This is a genomic window from Mesonia algae, from assembly GCF_003253545.1.
In the GTDB taxonomy this organism is placed as follows: domain Bacteria; phylum Bacteroidota; class Bacteroidia; order Flavobacteriales; family Flavobacteriaceae; genus Mesonia; species Mesonia algae.
Genome location: NZ_QKYV01000003.1, coordinates 361,275 through 386,047 on the forward strand (window position 1 = coordinate 361,275; position 24,773 = coordinate 386,047).

General features: G+C 32.6%; 25 protein-coding genes and 1 tRNA gene. 17 read left to right on the forward strand and 9 right to left on the reverse strand.

Annotation, left to right across the window (positions count from 1 at the left end; all coding sequences use genetic code 11):
• The 14 genes from LX95_RS07020 to LX95_RS07090 all read left to right on the forward strand — a co-directional run bounded on the left by LX95_RS07020 (position 1) and on the right by LX95_RS07090 (position 15,498).
• Positions 1-630, forward strand: a complete 630-nt coding sequence (locus tag LX95_RS07020; RefSeq protein ID WP_111540729.1) for a hypothetical protein — start codon at positions 1-3, stop codon at positions 628-630.
• Between the two features lie 197 nt (positions 631-827).
• On the forward strand, positions 828-1,283 hold the full coding sequence (gene rplM, locus LX95_RS07025; protein ID WP_111540730.1) for a 50S ribosomal protein L13: 456 nt from the start codon (positions 828-830) through the stop codon (positions 1,281-1,283).
• Positions 1,284-1,670 (forward strand): 30S ribosomal protein S9, encoded by a 387-nt coding sequence (rpsI, locus tag LX95_RS07030; protein ID WP_111540731.1) that lies wholly within the window; start codon positions 1,284-1,286, stop codon positions 1,668-1,670. It abuts the gene before it with no gap.
• 155 nt (positions 1,671-1,825) lie between these two features.
• On the forward strand, positions 1,826-2,722 hold the full coding sequence (gene rpsB / locus LX95_RS07035) for a 30S ribosomal protein S2 (RefSeq protein ID WP_111540732.1): 897 nt from the start codon (positions 1,826-1,828) through the stop codon (positions 2,720-2,722).
• 101 nt (positions 2,723-2,823) lie between these two features.
• Positions 2,824-3,789: a translation elongation factor Ts gene (tsf, locus tag LX95_RS07040; protein ID WP_111540733.1), complete on the forward strand. Its 966-nt coding sequence runs from the start codon at positions 2,824-2,826 to the stop codon at positions 3,787-3,789.
• 149 nt (positions 3,790-3,938) lie between these two features.
• Entirely contained in the window at positions 3,939-4,586 is a 648-nt protein-coding gene (locus tag LX95_RS07045; protein WP_111540734.1) for a hypothetical protein, read from the forward strand.
• 91 nt (positions 4,587-4,677) lie between these two features.
• Positions 4,678-5,385, forward strand: coding sequence for a UMP kinase (gene pyrH / locus LX95_RS07050; RefSeq protein ID WP_111540735.1), 708 nt, complete (start codon positions 4,678-4,680; stop codon positions 5,383-5,385).
• A gap of 106 nt (positions 5,386-5,491) precedes the next feature.
• Positions 5,492-6,046, forward strand: coding sequence for a ribosome recycling factor (gene frr / locus LX95_RS07055; RefSeq protein WP_111540736.1), 555 nt, complete (start codon positions 5,492-5,494; stop codon positions 6,044-6,046).
• Between the two features lie 83 nt (positions 6,047-6,129).
• A complete protein-coding gene (locus LX95_RS07060; protein ID WP_111540737.1) occupies positions 6,130-8,568 on the forward strand; it encodes a DUF5686 family protein in 2,439 nt (812 codons plus the stop codon).
• A gap of 61 nt (positions 8,569-8,629) precedes the next feature.
• Entirely contained in the window at positions 8,630-11,032 is a 2,403-nt protein-coding gene (locus tag LX95_RS07065) for an efflux RND transporter permease subunit (RefSeq protein WP_111540738.1), read from the forward strand.
• Between the two features lie 718 nt (positions 11,033-11,750).
• Positions 11,751-12,344 (forward strand): hypothetical protein, encoded by a 594-nt coding sequence (locus LX95_RS07075; RefSeq protein ID WP_146240758.1) that lies wholly within the window; start codon positions 11,751-11,753, stop codon positions 12,342-12,344.
• Positions 12,323-12,982, forward strand: coding sequence for an amino acid--tRNA ligase-related protein (locus tag LX95_RS07080; RefSeq protein WP_111540741.1), 660 nt, complete (start codon positions 12,323-12,325; stop codon positions 12,980-12,982). Before LX95_RS07075 ends, LX95_RS07080 begins: the two co-directional genes overlap by 22 nt.
• 79 nt (positions 12,983-13,061) lie before the next feature.
• The gene (asnS, locus tag LX95_RS07085) at positions 13,062-14,504 is read left to right on the forward strand and encodes an asparagine--tRNA ligase (RefSeq protein WP_111540742.1); all 1,443 of its coding nucleotides are present in this window, start codon (positions 13,062-13,064) and stop codon (positions 14,502-14,504) included.
• A gap of 517 nt (positions 14,505-15,021) precedes the next feature.
• Positions 15,022-15,498: a hypothetical protein gene (locus LX95_RS07090; RefSeq protein WP_111540743.1), complete on the forward strand. Its 477-nt coding sequence runs from the start codon at positions 15,022-15,024 to the stop codon at positions 15,496-15,498.
• A 93-nt stretch (positions 15,499-15,591) separates the two neighbouring features.
• Here the strand turns inward: LX95_RS07090 and LX95_RS07095 are convergent, their stop codons facing one another.
• Entirely contained in the window at positions 15,592-16,479 is an 888-nt protein-coding gene (locus LX95_RS07095; RefSeq protein ID WP_170116590.1) for a carboxypeptidase-like regulatory domain-containing protein, read from the reverse strand.
• 57 nt (positions 16,480-16,536) lie between these two features.
• Between LX95_RS07095 and LX95_RS07100 the strand changes: the two genes are divergently transcribed.
• The 3 genes from LX95_RS07100 (at position 16,537) to LX95_RS07110 (ending at position 19,563) form a co-directional block, all read left to right on the forward strand.
• Complete coding sequence (locus LX95_RS07100) at positions 16,537-17,391, forward strand: RluA family pseudouridine synthase (protein ID WP_111540745.1); 855 nt, start codon at positions 16,537-16,539, stop codon at positions 17,389-17,391.
• A gap of 105 nt (positions 17,392-17,496) precedes the next feature.
• Positions 17,497-18,954 carry an RNA polymerase factor sigma-54 gene (rpoN, locus tag LX95_RS07105; protein WP_111540746.1) on the forward strand — a complete coding sequence of 486 codons (1,458 nt, stop codon included), beginning with the start codon at positions 17,497-17,499 and terminating at the stop codon, positions 18,952-18,954.
• A gap of 9 nt (positions 18,955-18,963) precedes the next feature.
• Positions 18,964-19,563: a hypothetical protein gene (locus LX95_RS07110; RefSeq protein ID WP_146240759.1), complete on the forward strand. Its 600-nt coding sequence runs from the start codon at positions 18,964-18,966 to the stop codon at positions 19,561-19,563.
• Here LX95_RS07110 and LX95_RS07115 read toward each other — a convergent pair.
• The 8 genes from LX95_RS07115 to LX95_RS07150 form a co-directional block, all read right to left on the reverse strand.
• The gene (locus LX95_RS07115) at positions 19,560-20,264 is read right to left on the reverse strand and encodes a porin family protein (protein WP_111540819.1); all 705 of its coding nucleotides are present in this window, start codon (positions 20,262-20,264) and stop codon (positions 19,560-19,562) included. The genes LX95_RS07110 and LX95_RS07115 overlap by 4 nt on opposite strands.
• An 88-nt stretch (positions 20,265-20,352) precedes the next feature.
• Entirely contained in the window at positions 20,353-20,835 is a 483-nt protein-coding gene (locus tag LX95_RS07120) for an ExbD/TolR family protein (RefSeq protein ID WP_111540748.1), read from the reverse strand.
• A 21-nt stretch (positions 20,836-20,856) separates the two neighbouring features.
• Positions 20,857-21,459, reverse strand: coding sequence for an ExbD/TolR family protein (locus LX95_RS07125; RefSeq protein WP_111540749.1), 603 nt, complete (start codon positions 21,457-21,459; stop codon positions 20,857-20,859).
• A 9-nt stretch (positions 21,460-21,468) separates the two neighbouring features.
• Positions 21,469-21,876 (reverse strand): hypothetical protein, encoded by a 408-nt coding sequence (locus LX95_RS07130; RefSeq protein WP_111540750.1) that lies wholly within the window; start codon positions 21,874-21,876, stop codon positions 21,469-21,471.
• A 29-nt stretch (positions 21,877-21,905) separates the two neighbouring features.
• Complete coding sequence (locus LX95_RS07135; protein WP_111540751.1) at positions 21,906-22,700, reverse strand: MotA/TolQ/ExbB proton channel family protein; 795 nt, start codon at positions 22,698-22,700, stop codon at positions 21,906-21,908.
• A gap of 69 nt (positions 22,701-22,769) precedes the next feature.
• A tRNA-Ser gene (locus LX95_RS07140) sits at positions 22,770-22,857 on the reverse strand.
• A 79-nt stretch (positions 22,858-22,936) separates the two neighbouring features.
• On the reverse strand, positions 22,937-23,968 hold the full coding sequence (locus LX95_RS07145; protein WP_111540820.1) for an asparaginase: 1,032 nt from the start codon (positions 23,966-23,968) through the stop codon (positions 22,937-22,939).
• A complete protein-coding gene (locus LX95_RS07150; protein ID WP_111540752.1) occupies positions 23,968-24,741 on the reverse strand; it encodes a TatD family hydrolase in 774 nt (257 codons plus the stop codon). Before LX95_RS07150 ends, LX95_RS07145 begins: the two co-directional genes overlap by 1 nt.
• Between the last annotated feature and the right edge of the window lie 32 nt (positions 24,742-24,773).

The window sequence follows — 24,773 nt, forward strand, 5'->3', positions numbered from 1 at the left end:
ATGAAATTCAGTCCAGAGTTTAAAGAAGCGGTACTCCATTTATCTGAAAAAGAAAAAGATAAATTATTGATTCGTTTACTCAAGAAAGATCAAAACTTGGTCAACCGCTTATACTTTGAATTGATTGACGATAAAAATGCAGACGATCACCGAGCGATTTTAGAACAAAGAGTCGAAAAGAGAGCTAAAGAGATTACAAGAGAAGCCAAATCACTTAATCATCTAAAAATGCTTATTCGCTATGTAAGTGGAGAAATCTCTGAACACGTACGTGTGACTAAAGACAAATTTGGAGAAGTCTCGCTTAATTTACTCATGCTAAACACCGTATTAAAAAACACCACGAGACTTTTTAGAAAATCAAACGAATTTCAAGCTAGAAAGTTTTGTGTTTATGTGATCGTACGAACCTTTAGAACTTTGGTACTCATTCAAAAAATGCACGAAGATCTACTATTAGAGTTTGAAGAACCCTTGACGGAATTAGGCGATTTAATCGCAAAGGAACCTCTACTTATGACAACTGCAATACGTCACGGTTTAGACATCAATTGGCTCACAGAAAATGAAATACCTGAAGATATTGTCGAAATACAAAAGCAAATTAAAGCACAAGGATTATTAAAATAAAGACGAAAATTGACTGTATTATTAACCTAAAATCTTAATTTTCCTTTAACTTTGAACTTCAAATAGTTGGCAACGAGAACACTTCAGTAAAAAATTAACTCTTCCCCCTTGCCCAATAAATTAAATATTGTATTTTTGCAGCCCGTTTCCCGTTTTGGGAAAGGGAAAGGAATGTTTAATTATTAAATACAATTAGTGTGGACACATTAAGTTACAAAACAGTTTCTGCCAACAAAAACACCGTGAATAAGGAGTGGGTTGTGCTAGACGCTGAAGGACAATCATTGGGTCGCCTTTCATCTATCGCTGCAAAGTTTATTAGAGGAAAGTACAAGACCGATTTCACCCCACACGTTGATTGCGGAGATAATGTAGTTATTATCAATGCAGAGAAGATCAACTTAACTGGTAAGAAATGGGATGCGAAAGAATATATTCGTCATACAGGTTACCCGGGTGGACAAAGAAGCTTAACTGCTTCAGAATTATTTGGTAAGGATCCAATAAGACTTATCGAAAAATCTGTAAAAGGGATGTTACCTAAGAACAAATTAGGTTCTGCTCTTTTCAAAAATTTAAAGGTATATGTAGGTTCTGAGCACGATCATGAAGCGCAAAAGCCTAAAACTATTAACCTAAACGAATTAGTGTAAATGGAGACAATTCACAAAATTGGTCGTAGAAAGACTGCTGTTGCACGTGTTTACCTTTCTGAAGGAACAGGAAACATTACCGTTAACAAAAAAGACCTTAACGATTACTTTACTACAGGAACACTTCAGTATAAAGTAAATCAGCCTTTAATGTTAACTGGTAACGAAGGTAACTTCGACTTGAAAGTTAGCGTATTAGGAGGAGGAATTACTGGACAAGCAGAAGCTGTTCGTCTTGCCATCTCTAGAGCAATGTGCGAACTAGATGCAGAGAACAGATTAACGCTTAAGCCAGAAGGTTTACTAACGAGAGATCCTAGAATGGTTGAACGTAAGAAATTCGGTCAGAAGAAAGCTCGTAAGAAATTCCAATTCTCGAAACGTTAATCAATTATTTTGTTGCAGGATACTCCTTCAACACATTAAAAAAGTATTGTTGTTATTCGTTTTAAAAACGAAGTTAGTTTAGCATCTAAATGAATAAGGTCGTAAAAACGCCACTTATTTATTGCTATCTCAACAGAACGTAAACTATTACAAAAATGGCAAATAAAGTAGAAGTAAAAGAATTACTTGATGCAGGTGTACATTTTGGTCACTTGACAAGAAGATGGAATCCAAATATGGCTCCTTACATTTATATGGAGCGTAATGGTATTCACATCATCAACTTATATAAAACTGCTGCAAAAATGCAGGAAACTGCAGAAGCGCTTAGCAAAATCGCAGCAAGCGGTAGAAAAATATTATTCGTTGCTACCAAGAAACAAGCAAAAGAAATTGTAGCTGAAGAAGCTGCAAAAGCAAACATGCCTTATATTACTGAGCGTTGGCCTGGTGGTATGTTAACCAATTTCGTTACTATCCGTAAGGCAGTAAAGAAAATGGCAATGGTTGACCGTATGAAAAAAGACGGAACTTTCAACTCACTTTCTAAGAAAGAGCGTTTACAAGTAGATCGTATGAGAGCTAAGTTAGAGAAAAACTTAGGCTCTATTTCAGATATGACTCGTTTACCAGGAGCATTATTTGTTGTAGATATTACTCGTGAGCACATCGCAATTAAAGAAGCACAAAAATTAAACATTCCAATCTTCGCAATGGTAGATACGAATTCTGACCCAAGAGAGGTAGATTACGTAATTCCAGCAAACGATGATGCTTCAAAATCTGTAAAGAAAGTGATTTCTTATGTTTCTGATTCTATTGTAGCAGGATTAAGCGAAAGAAAAGCAGATAAGGACGCCAAAAAAGAAGCTAAAGTTTCTAAAGAGGATGCTCCAAAAAAAGAAGCTAAAGCAGAGCCTAAGAAAGATGTAGAAGTTCCTTCTAAAGATGCAGAAGACAAAGAGGCAATGAAAGAAGCTAAAAAAGAGGTAAAGTTAGAATCTAAGCAAGAGACTTTAGAGAAAGCCGCCTCTAACAAAGAGGAAAAATAAAATAACAATTTTATAAAACTCAAAAGTAAGTCGTTTAGTGATTTTATTGTAAAATAGAGTTTTCTAAACGACTTATCTTTTTTAAATTAAAACCTAAGAACATGGCAAAAATAAGTGCTGCTGAAGTAAATAAATTAAGAAAGGCTACTGGAGCCGGAATGATGGATTGCAAAAAAGCCTTAGTAGAGGCTGAAGGTGATTTTGATGCTGCAATTGAAGTATTGCGTAAAAAAGGTCAAAAAGTAGCTGCTAAGAGAGCTGACAGAGAATCTTCTGAAGGTGCTGCTGTAGCAAAAATAAATGCAGACCAAACTAAAGGTGTAGCTATCGTATTAGGTTGCGAAACTGATTTTGTTGGTAAAAACGAAAACTTTTTACAATTAGCTAGCGACTTAGGTGATTTAGCTTTAAACTATAACAATAAAGAAGAGTTTTTAGCTGCTGATTTTGGTGGAATGAGTGTTGCAGATAAATTAGTTGAGCAAACCGGAGTTATTGGTGAGAAATTAGACATCAATGCTTTCGAAACTGTGAGTGCTGCTTACGTTGGAGAATACGTACACATTAACAAAATTGCTGCTATCGTAGGTTTTTCTGCTAAAGTAGACAACGCTGAAACTTTAGGAAAAGATGTGGCTATGCAAATTGCTTCTATGGGAGCAAGTTCTTTATCTTACAAAGATTTAGATCCTGCATTTGTTGCTTCTGAAACTGAAGCTAGAATTGCTGAAATTGAAAAAGAAAATATTGAATTAGGACGTTTAGGTAAAACTAAAAAGAATGTACCTCAATACATTTCTATGTCTCAAATTACACCTGAGGTTAAAGCTAAAGCTGAAGAGGACGCTAAAGCAGAATTACAAGCTGAAGGAAAACCAGAAAAAATTTGGGATAAAATCTTACCAGGAAAAATGGATCGTTTCTTATCTGATAACACAACTTTAGATAAAGAAATGTGTTTATTAGATCAAACTTTCATTAAAGATGAAAAGAAAAACGTGGCAGATTACGTATCTTCTTACGGAGACGTAACTATCACAGAATTTAAAAGAGTTGCTTTAGGTTAAGCAAATCTCTTTTTACCTATAAAAAAACCCGCTTACATTCATTTGTTAGCGGGTTTTTTGTTTCCTACCTTTAAGCAATGAAAAAACTTACCTGTTTAATTATTATCATTGCACTTTTTGCTAGTTGCACAACATTGTTATTAAAAACAATGACAAGTAAATCTGTAAAGACGGAGGTCTTTTATAACAAAAAGGAAAATAAAAAACTTGTTACCTTTCCCATGGTTCACCTGAACCACCAACAATTTTATGACGATGTAAAATATAAATTAGATTCTTTACGGAAGCAAAATTATACGATTTTCTACGAGTCAGTTAGGCTAGATACCACCTTATATTCTAAGGAAGAAATTGACACTATTAAAATGAAAGCTAGAAAACTTATGGGCTTTCATCTTACAGCGTACAACGATAAAGAAAATAAATCTCTCCCAAAAGCGCTAAGAAATAGTAAATATGCAAATCAAACTCGAGAAAATATAGGATTAACAAAAACAGATATAAAAATAGATGTTCCTTTAGATACTTTATTGCAGGTTTTTGAGCTTAAATATAATAAAATTAAACTCGGGCCCTGTGATTACTTAACCGGGCTTAAACAAGAATACAATTGCCAACAGGTCTCTAGTTTTAAAAGAGATGACGTTATTATGAGTATTAGAAATCAATATATAGAGTATAAAGTACTCAACTCCCCCTATGACAAAATTGCATTGGTCTATGGCAAGAATCACTTTAAAGAACTAAATGAAAGTTTTAAAAAGAAAGGATATAAGCATTTAAAAGAATATAAATAATTGCTCAAATATTATTAAAGGATTTTTAAAAGCAATTCTTTTACAAAATACATTTATCGCTATATTTGCACAACTTTATCATATACAATCCATGCAATACAAAAGAATACTTTTAAAACTCTCTGGAGAAGCATTAATGGGATCTCGTCAATATGGGATAGATCCAGATCGTTTAGCAGAATATGCTAAAGAAATTAAATCGGTTACCGATAAGGGGATCGAAGTAGCTATCGTTATTGGAGGAGGAAACATCTTTAGAGGTGTTGCTGGAGCTAGCAAAGGAATGGATCGTGTTCAAGGAGATCATATGGGAATGTTAGCAACTGTAATTAACGGTTTAGCATTACAAAGCGCTTGTGAAGATGCAGGTATACAAACTCGTTTACAATCTGCTGTAAAGATCAATGAAGTAGCCGAACCATTTATCCGCCGAAAGGCAATGCGCCATCTAGACAAAGGGAGAGTGGTTATTTTTGGAGGAGGAACAGGAAACCCATATTTTACGACAGATTCTGCGGCAGTTTTAAGAGCTATTGAAATTGAAGCTGATGTGATTTTAAAAGGAACTAGAGTTGATGGGATTTACACTTCAGATCCAGAAAAAGATCAAAAAGCAACTAAATTTGATTTTATTACTTTTGATGATGTATTAAGAAAAGGATTAAAAGTAATGGATACTACAGCTTTTACCCTTAGTCAAGAAAATGAATTGCCTATTATTGTTTTTGATATGAACAAACCAGGAAACTTATTAAGAGTAGTCTCTGGAGAAAATATAGGTACCAAAGTAAATTTATAATTTCATTCTTTTTACGTATAATTGAAAAAGAATCAAAGTCTCGCAATAAACAAATAATTTTTTTAGATAATCGAGATCAATCTCAAAGAGATAAAAAATAAAAAAGATGAACGAAGAAGTTAATTTTATTATAGATGGCGCTGAAGAAGCTATGCAAAACGCTATTCTTCACTTAGAAAAGCAACTATTAAAAATTCGTGCTGGGAAGGCATCTCCTTCTATGGTAAGTTCGGTTTTAGTGGACTATTATGGTTCTAAAACTCCGCTAAATCAAGTGGGAAATATCAATACTCCAGATGCTAGAACCATATCTATTCAGCCTTTTGAAAAATCTTTAATTCAAGAAATTGAAAAAGGTATTATGAATGCCAACCTTGGTTTTAATCCTATGAATAATGGGGAAAGCGTTATCATAAGTGTACCACCTTTAACAGAAGAAAGAAGACGAGAATTAGCTAAACAAGCTAAAGCGGAAGCAGAAGACTCTAAAGTTGGTGTACGTAATGATCGTAAGAATGCTAATAACGATATTAAAAAGTTAGATATCTCTGAAGATTTACAAAAAGGAGCTGAAGAAGATATTCAAAATTTAACCGATAAGTTTATCAAAAAAATAGATGATATCTACACGCATAAAGAGAAAGAAATTATGACGGTTTAATAATTTCAAAAACTTAAAATTTACCTAAGAGCGACAGTCATGTCGCTTTTTTTGATTTTATTGCAACGTTAAATCTCCTATAAATGGCAAAATTTTCTTGGTGTATTTTAATTTTCCTTTGTATTCCTAATTTCTTATTAGGGCAAAGGATAATTACTGGGAAAGCGGTAGATAAAAATACCCAAAATCCCATTCCATATGCCAATATTTCTATTGTAAATTCAGATAAAGCCATACTTAGCGACATAGATGGCTCATTTGAAATAGAAGTAGAAGAACAAGATACTTATTTAAGAGTTTCTTATATAGGGTACATTGGTAAAAAAGTAAAAATCAACACCAATGATTTTTACCTTATTCAATTAGATAGAGATATTGAAAAATTAGATCAAGTTTACTTAAAATCTACTGGGCTTTTAGCCAATAGGATTATCAAAAAAGCTATAGCACAAAAAAAATATAATGATCCCGATTTAAAATTTAGCTCCTACTCGTTTAGAACTTACAACAAACTCATTATCGACGATCAAAAAAACTCTTTAAACATTGAGTTAGACACCACAAGTAGAGAAATAAAAACAATTATAGAAGACGGTAGAGCCTATTTAAGTGAACAAATAAGTGATTTTAAATTTCTAAAAGATGAAGGTGTAAAACAAGAGATTGTCGCTACGAGAACAGCTGGGTTTAAAGAACCCGTTTATGAATTACTTTCCTTAAAAGTTCAATCTAATACGTGGTACAAAGAAAAATATACCGTATTTGGCAACGATTACGCAGGACCATTATCTAAAAACCCCTTTAATAATTACACCTATAAAGTTTTAGATACTACTGCAAATGACAGACCTGCATTCGTAATTTATTTTCAGCCAAAAAGAGAGAAAAAAGTCGCAGGTTTAGAAGGTGTACTTTATATAGACACTTTAAATTATGGCTTACAAAAAGCCGTAGGGCAGTTAAAAGGTGAAGTAGAAATTAGCGCCGAACAAGATTTTGTGTACTATCCACAAGAGGATATCTGGTTTCCTAAAAAGCAAAATGTAACGATCCTCCCTGGTAGCGGCGGGAAAAAGGTTTCAATTTTTGGAGGTAATATTTCATTGGGAAGTCTTCCCGAAGAACAAGATGTGAGCAGTAAGCTCTTTTTAAACTCTACATCTATTAATGAAAGAATTGTATTTGAAAATGTGGATAAAGACCTAAAAAAGGTAAGTTCTATTATTTTAACTCCAAATGCAACCTCACAACCTATCTCATTTTGGGAAGAAAATAGAAGTATTCCCTTTACGGAAAGGGACGAAAACACTTTTCAAAAGGTAGATAGCATTGTTAAAAACCAAAATATTAATCGAAAAATTAATGTTCTTCAAAATTTTAATATCGGTTACTACCCCATTGGTTTCTTCAATTTAGATTTGAGAACAATTTTGAAATATAACGATTTTGAAGGATTAAGACTAGGTGGAGGTGGAGTTACCAATGATAAACTCTCGAAAGTTTTTAGACTCCAAGGTTATACGGTATACGGTTTCAAAGACCGGGAATTTAAATATAATTTTGGAGCAGGCGTTTCATTAAACAAAAAAACAAACACTTGGCTAAACGCCAGTTACACCAAAGATATTCAAGAGGTTGGTAGTTTTTTATATTTATCTGATGCTCGTGTATACTCTCTATTCGAACCTAGATTAGTAAATATTAATTTTTATTATGAATACCGAGCTTTTGAATCTAGCCTACAGCATAATTTTTTTCCTGAATTATTGAGCGAGTTTCAAATAACTAAAACTAAAATTGAACAAACTGGCGGTTACCGTTATTTAAACGATGGTAAACTTTATTCATCTTATGATTTGACCGAATTAACAGCTAGTTTTCGCTGGAGTCCTTTTAGTGATTATTTAGAAGCACCTGAAAAATCTATTGAGGTAAATGTAGGTTACCCTAAATTTTCTCTCCAAGTTGTACAAGCCATAAACGGAATGCTAGATGGTGATTTTAGATATACTAAAATTGGGGCTAAAATGAATTATACCATCAACAGGATTACTCAAAATAATACTGAAATCATCTTAGAAGGAGATTATGCTATTGGCGACTTACCATTAACACATACTTTTCACGCTTATCCTAATAACCCCAATAAAGACGAGCTTTTACAACGCTTTTCTGTAGCCGGTAGAAGAACCTTTGAAACCATGTATTTTAGTGAGTTTTTTAGTGATCGTTTAGCAACACTTCAAATTAAGCATCGTCTTCGTCCGCTTGAAATTTCTAAAAAAATTAAACCCGAATTCGTATTCGTAACTCGACATGCAATTGGAGATATTTCTAATCAAGCACAGCATCAAAATATTACCTTCAATACTTTAGAACATGGCTATAACGAAGCCGCTTTAGAGATTAATAAAATCTTATTCGGTTTTGGATTAAATTTTGCCTACCGTTATGGAGCCTATCATTTACCACAAATTGAAGACAATATTGGTTTTAAGTTTACATTTTATTTTCAGCTTTAAATAGAAAATTCAACTGTTTATTTTGTAGCATTTTATACCTTTGCAAGCCTAATTTTGAGTCATGTCAAAGATCTTTAGTTTTGGTTTCTGGAATACTATCGCAAGAATAATTCTAAGAAACAGAGTTATTATTTTAGGGTTAATCATAGCCTTCACTGTTTTTTTAGGTTTTCAATGGAAAAACATGCGTTTTTCTTATACCGAAGCCAATCTACTTCCAGATGATCACGAGGTAAATCAAGAGTATCAAAAATTTTTAGATAAATTCGGTGAAGAAGGTAATCTCCTTGTTATTGCCAGTAACGATAAAGACTTATTTACACCAAAAAAGATTAATGCGTGGAATGATCTCACCAAGCAATTAGATTCTTTTTCACAAGTAGAATATTCCATTGGAATACATAATCTCAAAAAACTTCAAAAGTTTACCAATCCCAACCGATTTGAGTTAGTTCCCTTAATAAAAGAAGAGCAAATTAATGAACTTCAGGCGAAAGCCTATAAAGAAGAAATCTTTGAAAAGCTCCCTTTTTACGAAGGTTTGGTCTATAGCAAAAAAACCAACACCATTCAAACCGCAGTATATTTAAACAAAGATATTGTCAATTCCAAAGAGAGAAAAGTCTTTGTGATGGAACAATTACAGCCTTTATTAGACGAGTTTGAAGAGGTAAATGATATTGATTTACATGTCTCTGGAATGCCTTACATTAGAACGCTTAACTCTCAAAATATTGTAGATGAAATACAGTGGTTTTTGGGTGGAGCATTACTTGTGACTTCCCTTATTTTCTTTTTCTTTTTTAGATCGGTTAGAGCCACACTTATCTCTATGTTCACAGTAATTATTGGTGTGATGTGGGCATTTGGGATATTAGGTTTATTCCACTATGAAATTACTGTACTTACAGCCATTATACCTCCACTAATTATTGTGATTGGTATTCCTAACTGTATTTTCTTGATAAATAAATATCAACAAGAAATAAAAAAGCACGGGAATCAAGCAAAGTCTTTACAACGGGTAATTACCAAAGTAGGTAACGCTACATTAATGACGAATATCACTACAGCCTCTGGGTTTGCTACTTTTATTATTACTGAAAGTAAGCTGCTTAAAGAGTTTGGTGTGGTGGCTTCGATTAACATTTTAGCAATTTTTATTTTAAGTTTACTCATCATACCTATTATTTACAGCTATTTAGCACCTCCAAAAGAAAGACACTTGAAACATTTGGGGAAAACTTGGCTAGAAGGTTTTGTAAGTTGGATTGAACGAACCGTTAAACACCGTAGAATAACGATTTATATTACCTCAATTATTGTTTTAGTCATTAGTATTCTAGGAATATATACGATAAAAGTATCAGGCAGTTTGCTAGAAGATATGCCTAAACAAGCTGAATTTTTTAAAGATATAGAGTTTTTTGAAGAAGAGTTTAATGGTATTATGCCATTAGAAATTTTAATAGATACCAAAAGAAAAGAAGGGGTTCTTAAACTTTCAACGCTAAAGCGGATGAGAGATCTCGAGAACTTATTGGCAGATGTTCCCGAACTTTCTAAACCCCTATCGGTGGTAGATTTAGTAAAATATAGTAAACAAGCTTACTATAACGGAAATCCAAAATACTACCAACTTCCCACCTCTCAAGAAAAAAACTTTATTTTCCCTTATTTAAAAGGAATGTCAGACGGGAAGAACAATCAACTGAATGCGTATGTAGATTCAACAGGGCAATATGCACGTATGACAGTTTTTATGAAAGATATTGGCACCGAAGAGATGGAGCGTATAGAAGATAACTTATGGCCACAAATCAATAAGTTATTTCCGCAGGAGCGTTATGACATTACCATGACGGGAAAAGCTTTAGTATTTCAAAAAGGAACTACCTATTTAGTACAAAACTTAGTGCTTTCTTTATCATTAGCTATTTTACTTATCGCTATATTTATGGCGTGGATGTTTAGATCATTTAAAATGATTTTAATCTCATTAATTCCCAATTTGCTACCCTTATTAATTACTGCAGGAATGATGGGCTTTTTAGGAATTCCTATAAAACCTTCTACCATTTTAGTATTTAGTATTGCTTTTGGAATTTCAGTAGATGACACCATTCACTTCTTAGCAAAATATAGGCAAGAGTTAAAATACCATAATTGGAAAATCAAAAAATCGGTATATCCCGCTTTACGAGAAACCACCGTGAGTATGTTTTACACTTCCATCGTCTTGTTTTTTGGATTCTCGGTATTTATGATTAGTAGTTTTGGAGGTACAGTTGCCCTTGGCGGATTAGTTTCTGCAACTTTGCTTTTTGCGATGTTATCTAACTTATTGCTGTTGCCTTCGCTGTTGCTTTCATTAGAAAAAAGCGTTTCTAACAAAGAAACTTTTAAAAAGCCTCATTTAGATATTATTGCTGAAGAGGAAGAGGAGGAATCAATCGATAAATAAATCCATTTTACCCTTAACCACTTAATAAACAAAAAAGTAAAGATTAGAATTTATGTAAATGAATTATTAATATCATATGATTTTGTTAAATAATTTTTTTTGTTTAGCTTAGAAGTCAACTTATATGAATAAACTTCATTATGAAAACTTCAAAACTTTAACCCTTTAAAACTAACAATACTCTTTTTAGTTCTATCTATATTAAATTCCTGTAGTTCAGACAATGATTATGATAAAATCGATTCCTATGAAAATACACCTACTATAAATAGATCAGAGAATTTAGATGAAGCTATTCCGAATGAATCTTCTTCTAATGCAAATGAAGCCTCTTCTAAGAAGTGGCCAATTATTAAAATTGCATTCTTAAAAGTACCAAAATTTGGTAGCCTCGAATGTAGCTTTGGGTTTGGTTTTTGCTTTTCAATTGTTTTAGCAATCGATGGAATACAAAATCCAGAAATTGTTACCAACTACAATGAAAGTACTGGTGAGGTAGAATTTACGCCTGAATTAATAAACGAAAATACTTTAAGATTACATTTTCCTTCAGAAATAACTACCAATTCCGAGCATCATTCTTCTAAAGACCTTGAAAATTTTATAGTTACTGAGAATACCCAGCATGGGGAAGTAATGTTTATAGAAGGTTCTTATCCTACTAGAATTGATGAAAATGGAAACTTAATTTGTGATATAAATATTGAAATATAATTGGATGAAAAGGATTTTTTATATAACTATCTTTATGTTGGTGACCTCTTGCATTAAAATTAGTTTTGAAACAAAAAACAATGCTTCTGAAAAACTTTTACCCTCAGAAGCATATTTAAATAAAGTTTCTGATACACAAAAAGCAAAAAAGTCAAAGTTCTATTATGTATCAAAAGCTTCAAGCCCAGATTTCATAAACAATATGGAAGCATCATTAATTTCTTTTACAAAAAATAAACAATCTACTTCAATTGATAAAATATTGGTAAAAGATGAAAATGGTAATGAGATTCCATTAAATACTTGTGATAATTTTACTGCAATAGATAATTCTGATATTGAAAATTTTCTTTCTAACGAAAAGACCTATGAAGGGATTGTTTTAAAAAGTATTGAATCACAAAAATTATATGATTTTCCTAAAAATAAAACAACCACTATAATTCTTTACACTAAGAAAATGGATGGTTTACAAGATAAATATATCAATTTAGCAAAACATCTTTATAAAGAAGAAAATATAGACTATATATTTATATCCATGGATTTAGAAAACTTAAAAAACATTCCAGATATATGGGAAGAAACCATTTTTTAAACTTTTGTACATTTATTTTAGTATTTTTTTCTACCTATAATATTATAGCTCAAACCCAAGCTTTAGAAAAAGGAGAACTATGGGTAGAAACAAAAGCAGGATTATCTTTTTATAACCGAGAAATAGCAAGAATAAATAACAATGATATTGATTACCAAGAAATAAATAATAGTTTACGCTTAGAGTTTATTCCACAAATAAATTATGCTATTGCCAACAAATTATTTATTGGCGGTCAACTAGGGATGAGTTACGATTCTTTTGAAGTAAAAGAAATAGATAAAAATAACACTTCGCTCAATTATAAAATCGGGGCACAACTACAATACTACTTCTTAAAAATTACACCTCAATTTTACCTTAAAAGTGAAATAGGTGCCAATTACAACCATTATCGTGTAAACCCTGCCATAGAAAATTTAGATACACAAACCAGCAATTATCTAAAAACATATCTAGACGCTGGTGTTAGCTTTTTATCAAAAGAAGATTGGATGGTTTCCATTTTCTTTAAAGATATAGTTACCTATCATTCTAATACGCCAAATTTCGAAAACCGTAAAGACGTTGAATCCAGCGTTATTTTTAAAGATTTTATACGTTTCCCTCATTTTTCTGTCAGTTATAGAATAAATTAGTACGTAGCATTTCTTTTACCCTTAACTTCTTGCTAAGCTTAGGGCTAAAAATTATATTTGTCGCTCAAATTAAATGAAGATGAAACATACAAAAATTGTAGATGTAATTAAAACCGATCCGGTTTTACAAGAAATTTATGTAAAAGGCTGGGTGCGCGCTTTTAGAAGTAACCGCTTTATCGCCCTAAATGATGGTTCTACGATTAATAATTTACAATGTGTTGTAGATTTTGAAAATACTCCCGAAGAAACCTTAAAACAAATTAATGTTGGAGCTGCCGTTGCTATAAAAGGTACACTTAAAGAAAGTGAAGGGCAAGGACAAAAAGTAGAAATCGAAGTACAAGACATAGAAATCTTAGGAAAAGCAGATCCAGAAGAGGTTAAGAAAACTATTCTTTCTCCTAAACGTCATTCCTTAGAAAAATTAAGAGAACAAGCACATTTACGCGTACGCACCAACACCTTTAGTGCGATTATGCGAGTGCGTTCTAAGCTATCTTTTGCTGTTCACCAATACTTTCAGCAAAATGGCTTCAATTATGTAAATACCCCTATCATTACAGGTAGTGATGCAGAAGGCGCAGGAGAAATGTTTAAGGTAACTAATATGAGCCTTACCAATCCTGCTAAAAATGAGGATGGAAGCATTAATTTTAAAGAAGACTTTTTTGGAAAAGAAACCAATCTCACCGTAAGCGGACAGTTAGAAGCGGAAACTTACGCCCTTGGTTTAGGACAAGTGTATACATTCGGACCTACCTTTAGAGCCGAAAACTCGAACACCTCTCGTCACTTAGCAGAGTTTTGGATGATTGAACCCGAGGTTGCCTTTTGTGACCTTGACGGAAATATGGATCTGGCTGAAGACTTTATTAAGTACGTTCTAAACTACATTTTAGAAAACTGTGATGATGACTTAGCTTTCTTAGAAAACAGACTTATACAAGAGGATAAAAGTAAGCCAGAGGCAGACCGCGCACCTATGGCTTTGCGAGATAAGTTGAAGTTTATCACAGAAAATAACTTTAAGCGTGTTAGCTATACCGAAGCTATAGACATTTTAAGAAATTCTAAACCCAACAAGAAGAAAAAATTCAATTACGTGATTGAAGAATGGGGAGCAGATTTACAAAGTGAACACGAGCGTTTCTTGGTAGAGAAACATTTTAAATGTCCGGTAATCTTATTTGATTATCCAGCCAATATCAAAGCATTTTATATGCGTTTGAATGAAGACGGGAAAACAGTAAGAGCGATGGACGTACTTTTCCCTGGGATAGGAGAAATGGTAGGAGGTTCTCAACGTGAAGAACGTTTAGACGTACTACAAGCCAAAATGAAAGAACTAGGCATCGATGAAGAAGAATTATGGTGGTATTTAGACACCCGTAAATTCGGGACTTGTGTGCATAGTGGTTTTGGTTTAGGTTTTGAGCGCTTAGTTTTATTCGCTACAGGAATGGGTAATATTAGAGACGTTATTCCTTACCCTAGAAGTCCGCAAAACGCAGATTTTTAATTAAATACAATATATTAAAAAGCCAAATTGAATTTCAATTTGGCTTTTTTTATTTTAATTACTTCTCAAATTTTACTGTACGAATTAAAAATAAGTCAATTTTAAGAATTAACGTTCTAATTGTTAGAGTAGCAATACAAGAACTTCTATAACAGCAATTAATCAATTTCACCCCAAATTAGTTGATATAAATGTCAATATAGGATTTTTTGCTAAAGTAATTTTAAAACAAAAAGACTTAGATTTACTCTAAGCATAGCAAATGATACTGAACAGTTTAGAGATTGAGAAATTAGATTAAATTTATTAGCGGTTCATTATAAATGACAGATGTTTTTTAAAAAAAAAGCAATTTTAGAAATATAAAATGAAAGTAGTTGGAGCCAGTAAATTCAAATAGCTATTTCTGCAATTTGAGATAAATGTAGCCGTCATATAATGATAACAATAAGTGACTGATATTATATCGTGTATATTAATTTTCTTGATTATAACATTTTGCGTATTTATATGCTTTATGTCAATTAAATATTTTTATATCCCTTCAATCAAACCAAAATTATCATTAAAAGAATCAATTAATTTTCTTGAAAAGAATAACTGTATTTATATTGAACATTTACGACTAAAAAAAGATGAATTACGAGAGAATCGTTTTAACCGGAAAAAAGGGATTTCAGTTAGAAATGCATTATCTATAAGATCTGAATATAAAATTATTGGGTATTCTAAAACTGAAAAATCATATAAAATTTACTGGGTAGAAATCACTTTGTGGTGGTATATAATTTTTGAGTTTCTAATAGATGATACAATAAGAAAAAGGAGAGAGTTAAGGTCTATTGAAGAAACTGATTTAGAAACATTAAAAAATCTACGGAAAAATTACGAAGTTAAAATCGTAAATATTACAGATTACTGTCCAGCTTGTAAATTAAGCATTTTACCGAATGATTTGGAGTGCAAAAATTGCGGGTTAAGCTTTATAAGATAAAAGAACAACGTAACAGCTTACTTATAAGTTAATTACATACCTAGCAAATCGAAAACTAAATTTTTAGACAACCTCTTGCTATTTTCTTATCTCCTACTTCTCATACCGCACTTTAATTTTTAGCGCTGGCGCTATATAATACTTCTTTTCAAACCCTATAATAGCACTAGTTGATCTATGTTCTTCAGACTGTTGAAACCAGTTATTTCCTCTGTACCTTTTCCAAGCTCTATTTTTGCTTTCATTAGAGTAGATTAATTGAGGGTAAGTTATGTATTGGTTGTCACTTTCTTTACTCGGCTTAGGGTTAACCGTTTCTATCACCACACAAACACCGTCTTTAGGAAAGTAAATATGATATGAACTGACATCTACTTTTAAATTTTGTTTTTCGTTTTCTTGAGGCTTAACTATAATATCTTGGTAAGAAAGCAACTCTTTAGGCTCATTTTTTTCTTTATCATAACTATAAAACTTTATTCTAAACCAAGTTAATCTACTGTTGTAAAATAACTGCTCCTCCTTTCCTACCCAAAAACTTACTTCTTCTATTTTACCAACCTTACTTTTATCATTGGGAATTAAAATAGCTTGTTCCATCCCAAATTGAACACCTACCCGACTGTAAAACCACTTTTTTCGTAAACCTAAACTATGCTTGCTTCCGTATTTTTTCTTCTTTACATTTATAACAACATCATCTAAAGAAGAGAGTTCATCTTCCAAATAAATTTCTCTATAAGCTGTCGGATTTTTTAAAACAGAGGATATGTCCAATCTTTTAGTACTAAAACCTAAACAGCTAATTAGTAGAGTATCCTTTTTATACTTTTCTAAATTTATAGAAAACTCACCATCTAAATTAGTGCTTGTACCCACTCTCTTATTTAAAATACTTACATTCACATAAGATAGAGGTTGCTTAGTTTTTTTAGATTTTACAGTAGAGGTAAAATTCTGTGCAATACTTGTAAAAGACAAAAAGCACAATATAAAAGTTAATCGCATCCTATATATTTTTTATAAAGATATTTAATTATGTCGCATCCCAAAATCATAGAAAAACATATTGTTCCTAGCGTAAAAGAAAAAATGAGATTGCAAGAATATGCTTCTCAAGCTTTCTCTTTACTTATATCTAGGAGTGCGGTTAAAAAAGCAATTAAGAAAGAGCGTATTCTCCTTAACGGAAAAATTGCCACCACAGCAGATTGGATTGAAGAAGGACAAGTTCTAGAATTATTAGAAGAAGTTATTTTCACAAAGAAGATCTTTCAATTGAACTTAAACGTAATTTTTGAAGATGAATTTTTAGCAGTTATAGAAAAACCTGCCGGATACCCTACCAACGGAAATTATTTTAAAACCATAGAAAATGCTCTTCCGCATAACCTTATCGCTTCCGCGGAAAAAGATGCACTTACTTACCCACTTCCGGTACACCGATTAGACAATCCTACTAGCGGACTTTTACTCATTGCCAAAACTAAATCCGTGCAAACGCAATTGTCATTAGCTTTTGAACATAAAGAAATTTACAAAACTTATTTGGCTATCGTAGAAGGGAAATTTTCTAAAGAAGAACAGTTATTTAACGATCCTCTTGAAGGAAAAGAAGCTGAAACCTTAGCAAAAGTCGTAGAATATTATCAAAGAGATGGAAATGATTTTAGCTTGGTAGAATTAAATCCGTTAACGGGAAGAACACATCAGCTACGAAAACATTTATCTATGCACGGTTTTCCTATTGTGGGAGATAAAACGTATGGCTCTCTTTATTTCTTGGAAAAAGCTATTTATCTAACCGCATTTCAACTCCGCTTTACCCATCCAATTACTTTAGAAAAATTAGAATTTGAAGCTGCACTTTCTAAACGATTTAAAAAATTCTAAAGAAATTTCTTATGCCAAAATTGAAAATTACTTGAAGCTTAACAAAATTTTGGTATAAAAAACCATAACTTTTTAGTTATTTTTGTAGGTATAATCCTTTATTTTATGCTTAAGCAGCAATTAAACTTTAAACTTTCACAAAAGTTATCTCCGCAACAAATTCAGTTAATGAAATTGATACAACTTCCTACGCAAGCTTTTGAGCAACGCGTAAAGCAGGAGTTAGAAGACAATCCTGCCTTAGATAGCGGAAAAGAATCTAGTGATGAGTATGAAGATGAGTTTAAGAATGAGGAGATGGAAAGTGATTCTGAAATTATTGAAACAGAATCTGAGATTAATGTAGACGAGTATTTGAGTGATGACGAGATTCCTAGTTATAGAACTCAGGCAAATAATTATAGTAAAGATGATGACGATAAAACGATTCCTTATGCATCAGGGGTTTCATTTTCTCAGCATTTAAAAACACAATTGCAGACGTTTAGACTCGATGAAGAGGAAAAAAATATAGCAGAATTTCTAGTAGGAAGCGTTGATGAAAGTGGGTACATACGTCGTGAAACTAGTGATATTGTTGATGATCTTGCCTTTACTCAAAATATATACACTAGCGAAGAAACGGTTGAAAAAGTTTTCAAACTGGTTCATGAGTTAGATCCTGCTGGTGTGGGAGCGCGTTCTTTACAAGAGTGCTTATTAATTCAGCTAAAGAGAAGAGAAGCCGATCCTATAGTAGAACTATCGATTGACATTCTTGAAAATGCTTTTGATGCATTTAGTAAGCGACATTACCAAAAACTAATTTCAAAATTTAATATTACCGAGGATCAATTAAGAGAGGTTATTGATGAGGTATCTCACCTTAATCCAAAACCAGGCGGTTCTTATTCTAGCAATACTAGAATTGTTGAGCATGTAGTGCCAGATTTTACGATAAAAATTAAAGATGGAGAGTTAGATTTAAGCCTCAACGGAAGAAATGCTCCTAGCATGCATGTGTCTAGAGAGTACAATAATATGCTTAAAGGCTACAAAGAGTCCAAAGAGAAGACCAAAAAGCAAAAGGATGCCGTAATGTTCATTAAGCAAAAGTTAGATTCTGCTAAATGGTTTATTGAAGCTATTCGTCAACGTCAGGAAACCTTATTTGTGACGATGAATGCTATTATGCACCATCAATATGAATATTTTATGACGGGTGATGAACGCGACTTAAATCCTATGATCTTAAAAGATATTGCTGAAAAAATTGATATGGATGTTTCAACCGTAAGTCGAGTGGCCAACAGTAAATATGTAGATACTCCATACGGTACAAAATTGATTAAAGAATTTTTTTCTGAATCAATGACTAACGATCAAGGGGAAGAAGTTTCTACTTTAGAAATAAAGAAGATTTTAGAAATGACCGTTGAAGATGAAGATAAAAAGAAACCTTTAACCGATGATAAACTTGCTAAGGTTTTAAAAGATAAGGGATATCCTATCGCAAGAAGAACGGTTGCCAAGTACAGGGAGCAATTAGATATTCCTGTAGCAAGGCTTAGAAAGGAAATTTAAATACTTTTTATGCGTTTATTCATTAAATCGGCATCTTATCTTCTCCACCCCATTTTCATGCCTTTAATAGGTACGATTCTTTATTTTTTAATTACTCCTAGATTTTCTCCAGATTCTATAGCGAAAGCCAAAATCATGGCTATTTCTATACTAACTATTTTTATTCCTATTGTTTTTTTCTTCTTACTGAAAAACTTGAAAGTGATAGATAGTATCCATCTAAAAAAAGTACAAGAAAGGAAGATTCCATTGCTGTTCTTTTGCATTATTTTATTAACAGTAAATAACTTTATACTTCAAAGTTATAATCAAACAGAATTGTATTTTTTCTTTACTTGCATTCTCTATTCAAATATCCTAGCATTACTGCTAGCTTATTTTAAAATTAAAGCAAGTTTGCATCTAATTGGAATTTCGGGAGTTGTTGGTTTTATACTTTTACTTAGTTTTATTTACCAAACCAATCTTCTTTATTTAATTGCAATAAGTATTTTCTCTGTGGGTTGGATTGCTGCTTCTAGATTAGAAGCAAAAGCGCACAATGCAAAAGAAATAGCTTGGGGCTTATTTATCGGTCTAATTCCTTATATTGGTATATTTTGGTTTTAAAGTATGTAAAACATAATCCCAACCTTTAAAGGATTTAAACCCACATCTTCCATAGAGTTTTCTAAAGTACCATCAAAAAATGAGTTTAAACTATAATAGACGTGGAAGTTAAATGTGTTGTATCCAAAAGTAAAGGTTAATCCATATCTTATTTTATCTAAGGCATCTAAGTTTTTTTCTCTAATAGTAATATCGTCTGCAATATAATTGGACCTTGACCAAAATACGTAACCTAGCCTTACACCTGTATAGATTCTCCAAAATTTGTAATTTGAGGCTGTAGATGTTCTCCAACGATATTCTAGAGGAGCTTCGATTAAATAACTCGTTAAACGATTAGTATCATAACTATCTTCAATTTCTGTAAAGGTAGTTTGACCGTCTTTTTCATCGATTAACATATTAAATCCATATGAATTAATAGACATTCCTAAACCTAAACCAATAGCTTTATTACGTCTCTTATTAATCGGCATATCTCGAGTGAAGCCAAAATGTAAACCTCCAGAAAACCCAGATTGCGTAACCCCCTTTGGTCGGTTTAAGAGTAAATTAAAACCAAAGCCCACATAAAATTGATCTTCTCTATAAAGACTATCAACTTCAGTCGAAAGTGTATCTACACTTATATTCTTAACTTCTTGAGCTAAAGTAATAAAAGGTAGGATGAGAAGAGGCAAGAATAAAAAAACGTTTTTCATACGAGAAAGGTAATTAAAAGGAAGGTATAAAAACAAAAAAACACCCAATTGAAATTGGATGTTTTTCTATTACAAGTAAAAAAACTTGTTATTGCATATTTTGAGTAGCTGATCCCTTCTTCGTAGTGTAATTTACTCTGTAAGCTTCAGCTTTTCTCAATTCATATTTAATATCGGCTACAATTCCCATATTAGTTTCGGTATCAATTTTAAGAGAAGTTGTCAATAAATTCTGTAACTCTTCTCTTTTTGATTCTCTTTCAGAGATGATAAATTCTTTGATTTCTGAAACATCTGCAAACTTATCGTTTAACTGAACACGGGCTTCTTTACCAAATTGCCTTTGATAACGCTCACTAGGCTTTCCTGCATAGATATACATTACCAAATCTTTCTTCTCTAGTTTTTCAACCTGATCTGCAAAAGGTAATTCATTTTTAACCATTAAAGTGGTATCTCTCATCGTGGTTGCAACCATGAAGAAGAATAGCAACATAAATACAATATCTGGCAATGATGCCGTTGATATTGCAGGTAAATCTCCACTTTTTTTCTTTTTAAATTTAGACATAATGAATCTTTATTTGTCTTTTTATTCTCTCTCCTTAGGTTCAGCTTCCGATAGATTTAAAGGAAACATATCTCTAATGGTTTTTATATCTTCTTCAAGCTTATCTTTACTTCCTCTATACTCAGAGTCGTTAAAGTTTTTCTCCATTTGAACAAAAGATGTACCGAATAAACGATTGGCCTCTCTATTTCTTAAAAAGTTAAAGGCAGCAACCAATTCATTTTGTACAGCGATATAAGCGCCATACTCAGTTTCTCTATCGTTTTGTAAAGAAATTACTGCTTTTAATGGATTATCTGAAGAAGCAGGATCTCTACGACCTTGACAATAATTACAATCTCCTCCTCCGTTATCTAAGAAGTCTATTGCAGCTTGTCTTAAGTTACCAAGTTCCATTCTTTCTTCCTCAACCAATAATTCTTCATTTTGGTTTACTAACACTATAAAGATGTTCTTTTCTTTACGTGGTGGTGGATCTTCTGGTATGTCTTCAATTGGTGGCAATTTACTATTGATACCTGCATCGGTTTCTATAGTAGTTGTCACCAAGAAGAAGATAAGCAGTAAGAAAGCAATATCTGCCATCGAACCTGCATTCACTTCTGGTGCATTTCTCTTTGCCATACTTAGTTCTTACTTAATTAATTTTTTAATTCCTGAAAAAATCATTGCTCCTACCGCAATTGCAGCTAGAATATAGAATGTTCTTAATCCTGCTCCAATCCATTGAGATTCGTTAGCAGTAAGCATTTCTCCATTCTTCATCTCTGTAGCAGTACCATCAGAAATAAAATATGCGATTGCTACGATTAATACAAAAGCTCCAACAGAAATTAGGGTGTTTTTTACATTACCCGAGAATAGATCTTTCACTACGAAAGCAGCAACTAGTACTAAAACAATTGCAACAACAGCATAAGCCAACATCATTAAGGGCTGTACTAAAGATTGATTGTCTGAAGCAAATAACCATATTCCCATAACCAATGCAACCACACCAATTATTAGAGTTAGTATTTTTAAAATTTTATGTAATACCATTATAGTTGTATTATAGGTTAATTACTCAATTACTTTCTTCTCTTGTAATCTACTAAGATATCTATTAAAGTAATAGATGCATCTTCCATATCGTTAACGATACTATCGATTTTTGCGATAATGTAGTTATAAAAAATCTGAAGAATAATTGCTACAATAAGACCAAATACAGTTGTTAAAAGTGCTACTTTAATACCACCTGCAACTAATGAAGGCTGCATATCTCCTGCTGCTTCAATCTTATCAAATGCTTGAATCATCCCTATTACTGTACCCATGAAACCAAGCATTGGTGCCAAAGCAATAAATAAAGAAACCCAAGAAACATTCTTTTCTAATTGTCCCATTTGAACTCCACCGTAAGCAACAACTGCTTTTTCAGCTGCATCTACACTTTCGTCTGCTCTATCTAAACCTTGGTAGTAAATAGATGCAACAGGTCCTTTTGTATTTCTACAAACCTCTTTTGCAGCTTCTACACCACCACTATTTAAAGCATCTTCTACATCTTGTGCTAATTTCTTAGAGTTAGTTGTAGAAAGGTTTAAGTAAATAATTCTTTCAATTGCAATCGCTAAACCAAGAATCAAACATAAAAGAACGATCCCCATAAAACCGGCACCACCTTCTATAAAACGCTTTTTAAGCTCTTGATGAAAACCTAAGCTTTCTTCTTCTTGAACTGCGGTCCCTGCTTCATCTTCGTCTTGAATAATATTCGAAGTTACTGATGGCAATGCATTTACACTATTAGTCGCGTTGACAGAAAGGCCACCAAAGACCATAATTGTTGCGATTACCAGAATAGAAAATAATCTTTTCATTACTTGTTGTCTTAATTAATTATTAGTTAAAGGTTTAAATATATAAAAATTATCGTTCATTTTAAACAGCAGAGAGGAAGGGATTCGAACCCTCGATACGCTTTTGACGTATACACACTTTCCAGGCGTGCGCCTTCGACCGCTCGGCCACCTCTCTATTATATCCGCTACGATTGCCGAAACGAAGTGCCAAATAACAAAAAAAAAATAAGTCACAAAAATATGTGGCGTTAATTTTATGCCATTTCTCCTCTTAGCGATGTTTCAAATATAGTCTTAAAGACTTTTGGAGACAAATCTTTTGGCAATAAATACATTAATTTTGCCACAGCAGCCTCTGTAGTAATATCTTTTCCCGAAATTATTCCGATTTTTTTAAGTTGCGTACTCGTTTCATAATGCCCCATAATTACACTTCCTCCTGCACATTGCGTTACATTCACGATCTTGATATCGCTCTTTATCGCTTTTATTAATAGCTCTAAAAACCAATCTTCTGTGCAAGCATTTCCACTCCCGTAGGTTTCTAAAACTATGGCTTTTAATTTTTTTGCAGACAATAAATGAGACACCATATGCTCATTAATTCCAGGAAATAGCTTCAAAATTATAACATTATCATCTAATTCTTTATGAACAATAAGATCCTTTCTACGGTTTGGTTTTTTTAAAATAGACTTATTAACCAATAGATTGACACCCGATTCTGCTAGAGCAGGATAATTTAAAGAAGCAAAAGCATGAAAGTTTTCTGAATTAATTTTTGTCGTTCTATTAGCCCTATACAACTTATACTCAAAGTACAAACCTACCTCTGTAATTACATTTTTCCCATGCTCTTTTAAACCTGCTAATTGAATTGAAGTAATTAAATTCTCTTTAGCATCGGTTCTTAAATCTCCAATAGGCAGTTGGGAACCCGTAAAAATAATAGGTTTATTTAAATTCTCTAACATAAAACTTATCGCTGAAGCGGAATAAGACATCGTATCACTTCCGTGTAAAACAACAAAACCATCATAATCATCGTAATTCTTTTCAATCACCTCAACAATTCTCCCATAATACATCGGATTCATATTTGAAGAATCTATAGGCTCACCAAAATCTGTTGTTTCTATAGTGTGCTCTAGCAACTTTAACTCGGGAATATTTTGCAGTAATTCGTCAAAATTGAAGGCTACCAAAGCTCCGGTTTCAAAATCTTTTATCATACCAATGGTTCCCCCGGTATAAATCAATAAAATCTTAGAATTATTTTCTTGCATCATTTATAGATTTTGAATGTTTCTAAAGCATTTTTGGTAGTGATTTCTGCAATTTTTTCGACTGGCAAGTTATAAATTTCCGATAGTTTCTCGGCCACATAAACCACATAACTACTTTCATTTCGCTTACCGCGGAAAGGTTTTGGTGATAAATAAGGAGCATCGGTCTCTAAAACGATGTGCTCTAAAGGAATATTTTCTAAAAACTGATCTATCTTTCCATTTTTAAAGGTCACTACTCCACCTATTCCTAACTTCATATTATACGACAAAGCACGATTTGCTTGCTCTTCATTTCCTGTAAAGCAGTGAAAAATTCCGTAAAGCTTTTCATCATTTTCTTCTTCCAACACTTCAAAAACCTCATCGAAAGCATCACGACAGTGAATTACGATAGGCAAATTTTTACTTTTCGCTAATTTTATTTGTTCTCTAAAAGCATCTTGTTGAATTTCTAAGGTAGATTTATCCCAATACAAATCGATACCAATTTCTCCTACAGCACAAAAATCTCGTTGTACAAATTGATCTTTTACGTGTTGTAATTCTTCTCTATAATTTTCCTTAACGGAAGTAGGATGAAGCCCCATCATTAAATGCATTTCTTTAGGAAACTGCTCTTCTAAATCGTACATCGCCTGGGTAGTTTCACTATCAATGGCGGGCAAAAAGAATTGCTGCACTCCTTTTTCTAAAGCTCTTTGCACCATTTCTTGTCTATCTTCTGCAAAAGCGTCGCTATATAAATGGGTATGGGTATCTATCAACTTCATAAAACAAAATTTAAAACCTGAATTTGTTTTGC

Bases quoted from the DNA above. Each gene is read 5' to 3' on its own strand.
- LX95_RS07090 (WP_111540743.1), top strand. From the start codon at position 15,022: ATGTCAATTAAATATTTTTATATCCCTTCAATCAAACCAAAATTATCA.
- LX95_RS07100 (WP_111540745.1), top strand. From the start codon at position 16,537: ATGTCGCATCCCAAAATCATAGAAAAACATATTGTTCCTAGCGTAAAA.
- frr (WP_111540736.1), top strand. From the start codon at position 5,492: ATGAACGAAGAAGTTAATTTTATTATAGATGGCGCTGAAGAAGCTATG.
- LX95_RS07060 (WP_111540737.1), top strand. From the start codon at position 6,130: ATGGCAAAATTTTCTTGGTGTATTTTAATTTTCCTTTGTATTCCTAAT.
- rpoN (WP_111540746.1), top strand. From the start codon at position 17,497: ATGCTTAAGCAGCAATTAAACTTTAAACTTTCACAAAAGTTATCTCCG.
- LX95_RS07120 (WP_111540748.1), bottom strand. From the start codon at position 20,835: ATGTCTAAATTTAAAAAGAAAAAAAGTGGAGATTTACCTGCAATATCA.
- LX95_RS07080 (WP_111540741.1), top strand. From the start codon at position 12,323: ATGGGAAGAAACCATTTTTTAAACTTTTGTACATTTATTTTAGTATTT.
- tsf (WP_111540733.1), top strand. From the start codon at position 2,824: ATGGCAAAAATAAGTGCTGCTGAAGTAAATAAATTAAGAAAGGCTACT.
- rpsI (WP_111540731.1), top strand. From the start codon at position 1,284: ATGGAGACAATTCACAAAATTGGTCGTAGAAAGACTGCTGTTGCACGT.
- LX95_RS07145 (WP_111540820.1), bottom strand. From the start codon at position 23,968: ATGCAAGAAAATAATTCTAAGATTTTATTGATTTATACCGGGGGAACC.
- asnS (WP_111540742.1), top strand. From the start codon at position 13,062: ATGAAACATACAAAAATTGTAGATGTAATTAAAACCGATCCGGTTTTA.
- LX95_RS07065 (WP_111540738.1), top strand. From the start codon at position 8,630: ATGTCAAAGATCTTTAGTTTTGGTTTCTGGAATACTATCGCAAGAATA.
- LX95_RS07110 (WP_146240759.1), top strand. From the start codon at position 18,964: ATGCGTTTATTCATTAAATCGGCATCTTATCTTCTCCACCCCATTTTC.
- rpsB (WP_111540732.1), top strand. From the start codon at position 1,826: ATGGCAAATAAAGTAGAAGTAAAAGAATTACTTGATGCAGGTGTACAT.
- LX95_RS07125 (WP_111540749.1), bottom strand. From the start codon at position 21,459: ATGGCAAAGAGAAATGCACCAGAAGTGAATGCAGGTTCGATGGCAGAT.
- LX95_RS07130 (WP_111540750.1), bottom strand. From the start codon at position 21,876: ATGGTATTACATAAAATTTTAAAAATACTAACTCTAATAATTGGTGTG.
- LX95_RS07150 (WP_111540752.1), bottom strand. From the start codon at position 24,741: ATGAAGTTGATAGATACCCATACCCATTTATATAGCGACGCTTTTGCA.
- LX95_RS07075 (WP_146240758.1), top strand. From the start codon at position 11,751: ATGAAAAGGATTTTTTATATAACTATCTTTATGTTGGTGACCTCTTGC.
- LX95_RS07020 (WP_111540729.1), top strand. From the start codon at position 1: ATGAAATTCAGTCCAGAGTTTAAAGAAGCGGTACTCCATTTATCTGAA.
- LX95_RS07135 (WP_111540751.1), bottom strand. From the start codon at position 22,700: ATGAAAAGATTATTTTCTATTCTGGTAATCGCAACAATTATGGTCTTT.
- LX95_RS07115 (WP_111540819.1), bottom strand. From the start codon at position 20,264: ATGAAAAACGTTTTTTTATTCTTGCCTCTTCTCATCCTACCTTTTATT.
- pyrH (WP_111540735.1), top strand. From the start codon at position 4,678: ATGCAATACAAAAGAATACTTTTAAAACTCTCTGGAGAAGCATTAATG.
- LX95_RS07045 (WP_111540734.1), top strand. From the start codon at position 3,939: ATGACAAGTAAATCTGTAAAGACGGAGGTCTTTTATAACAAAAAGGAA.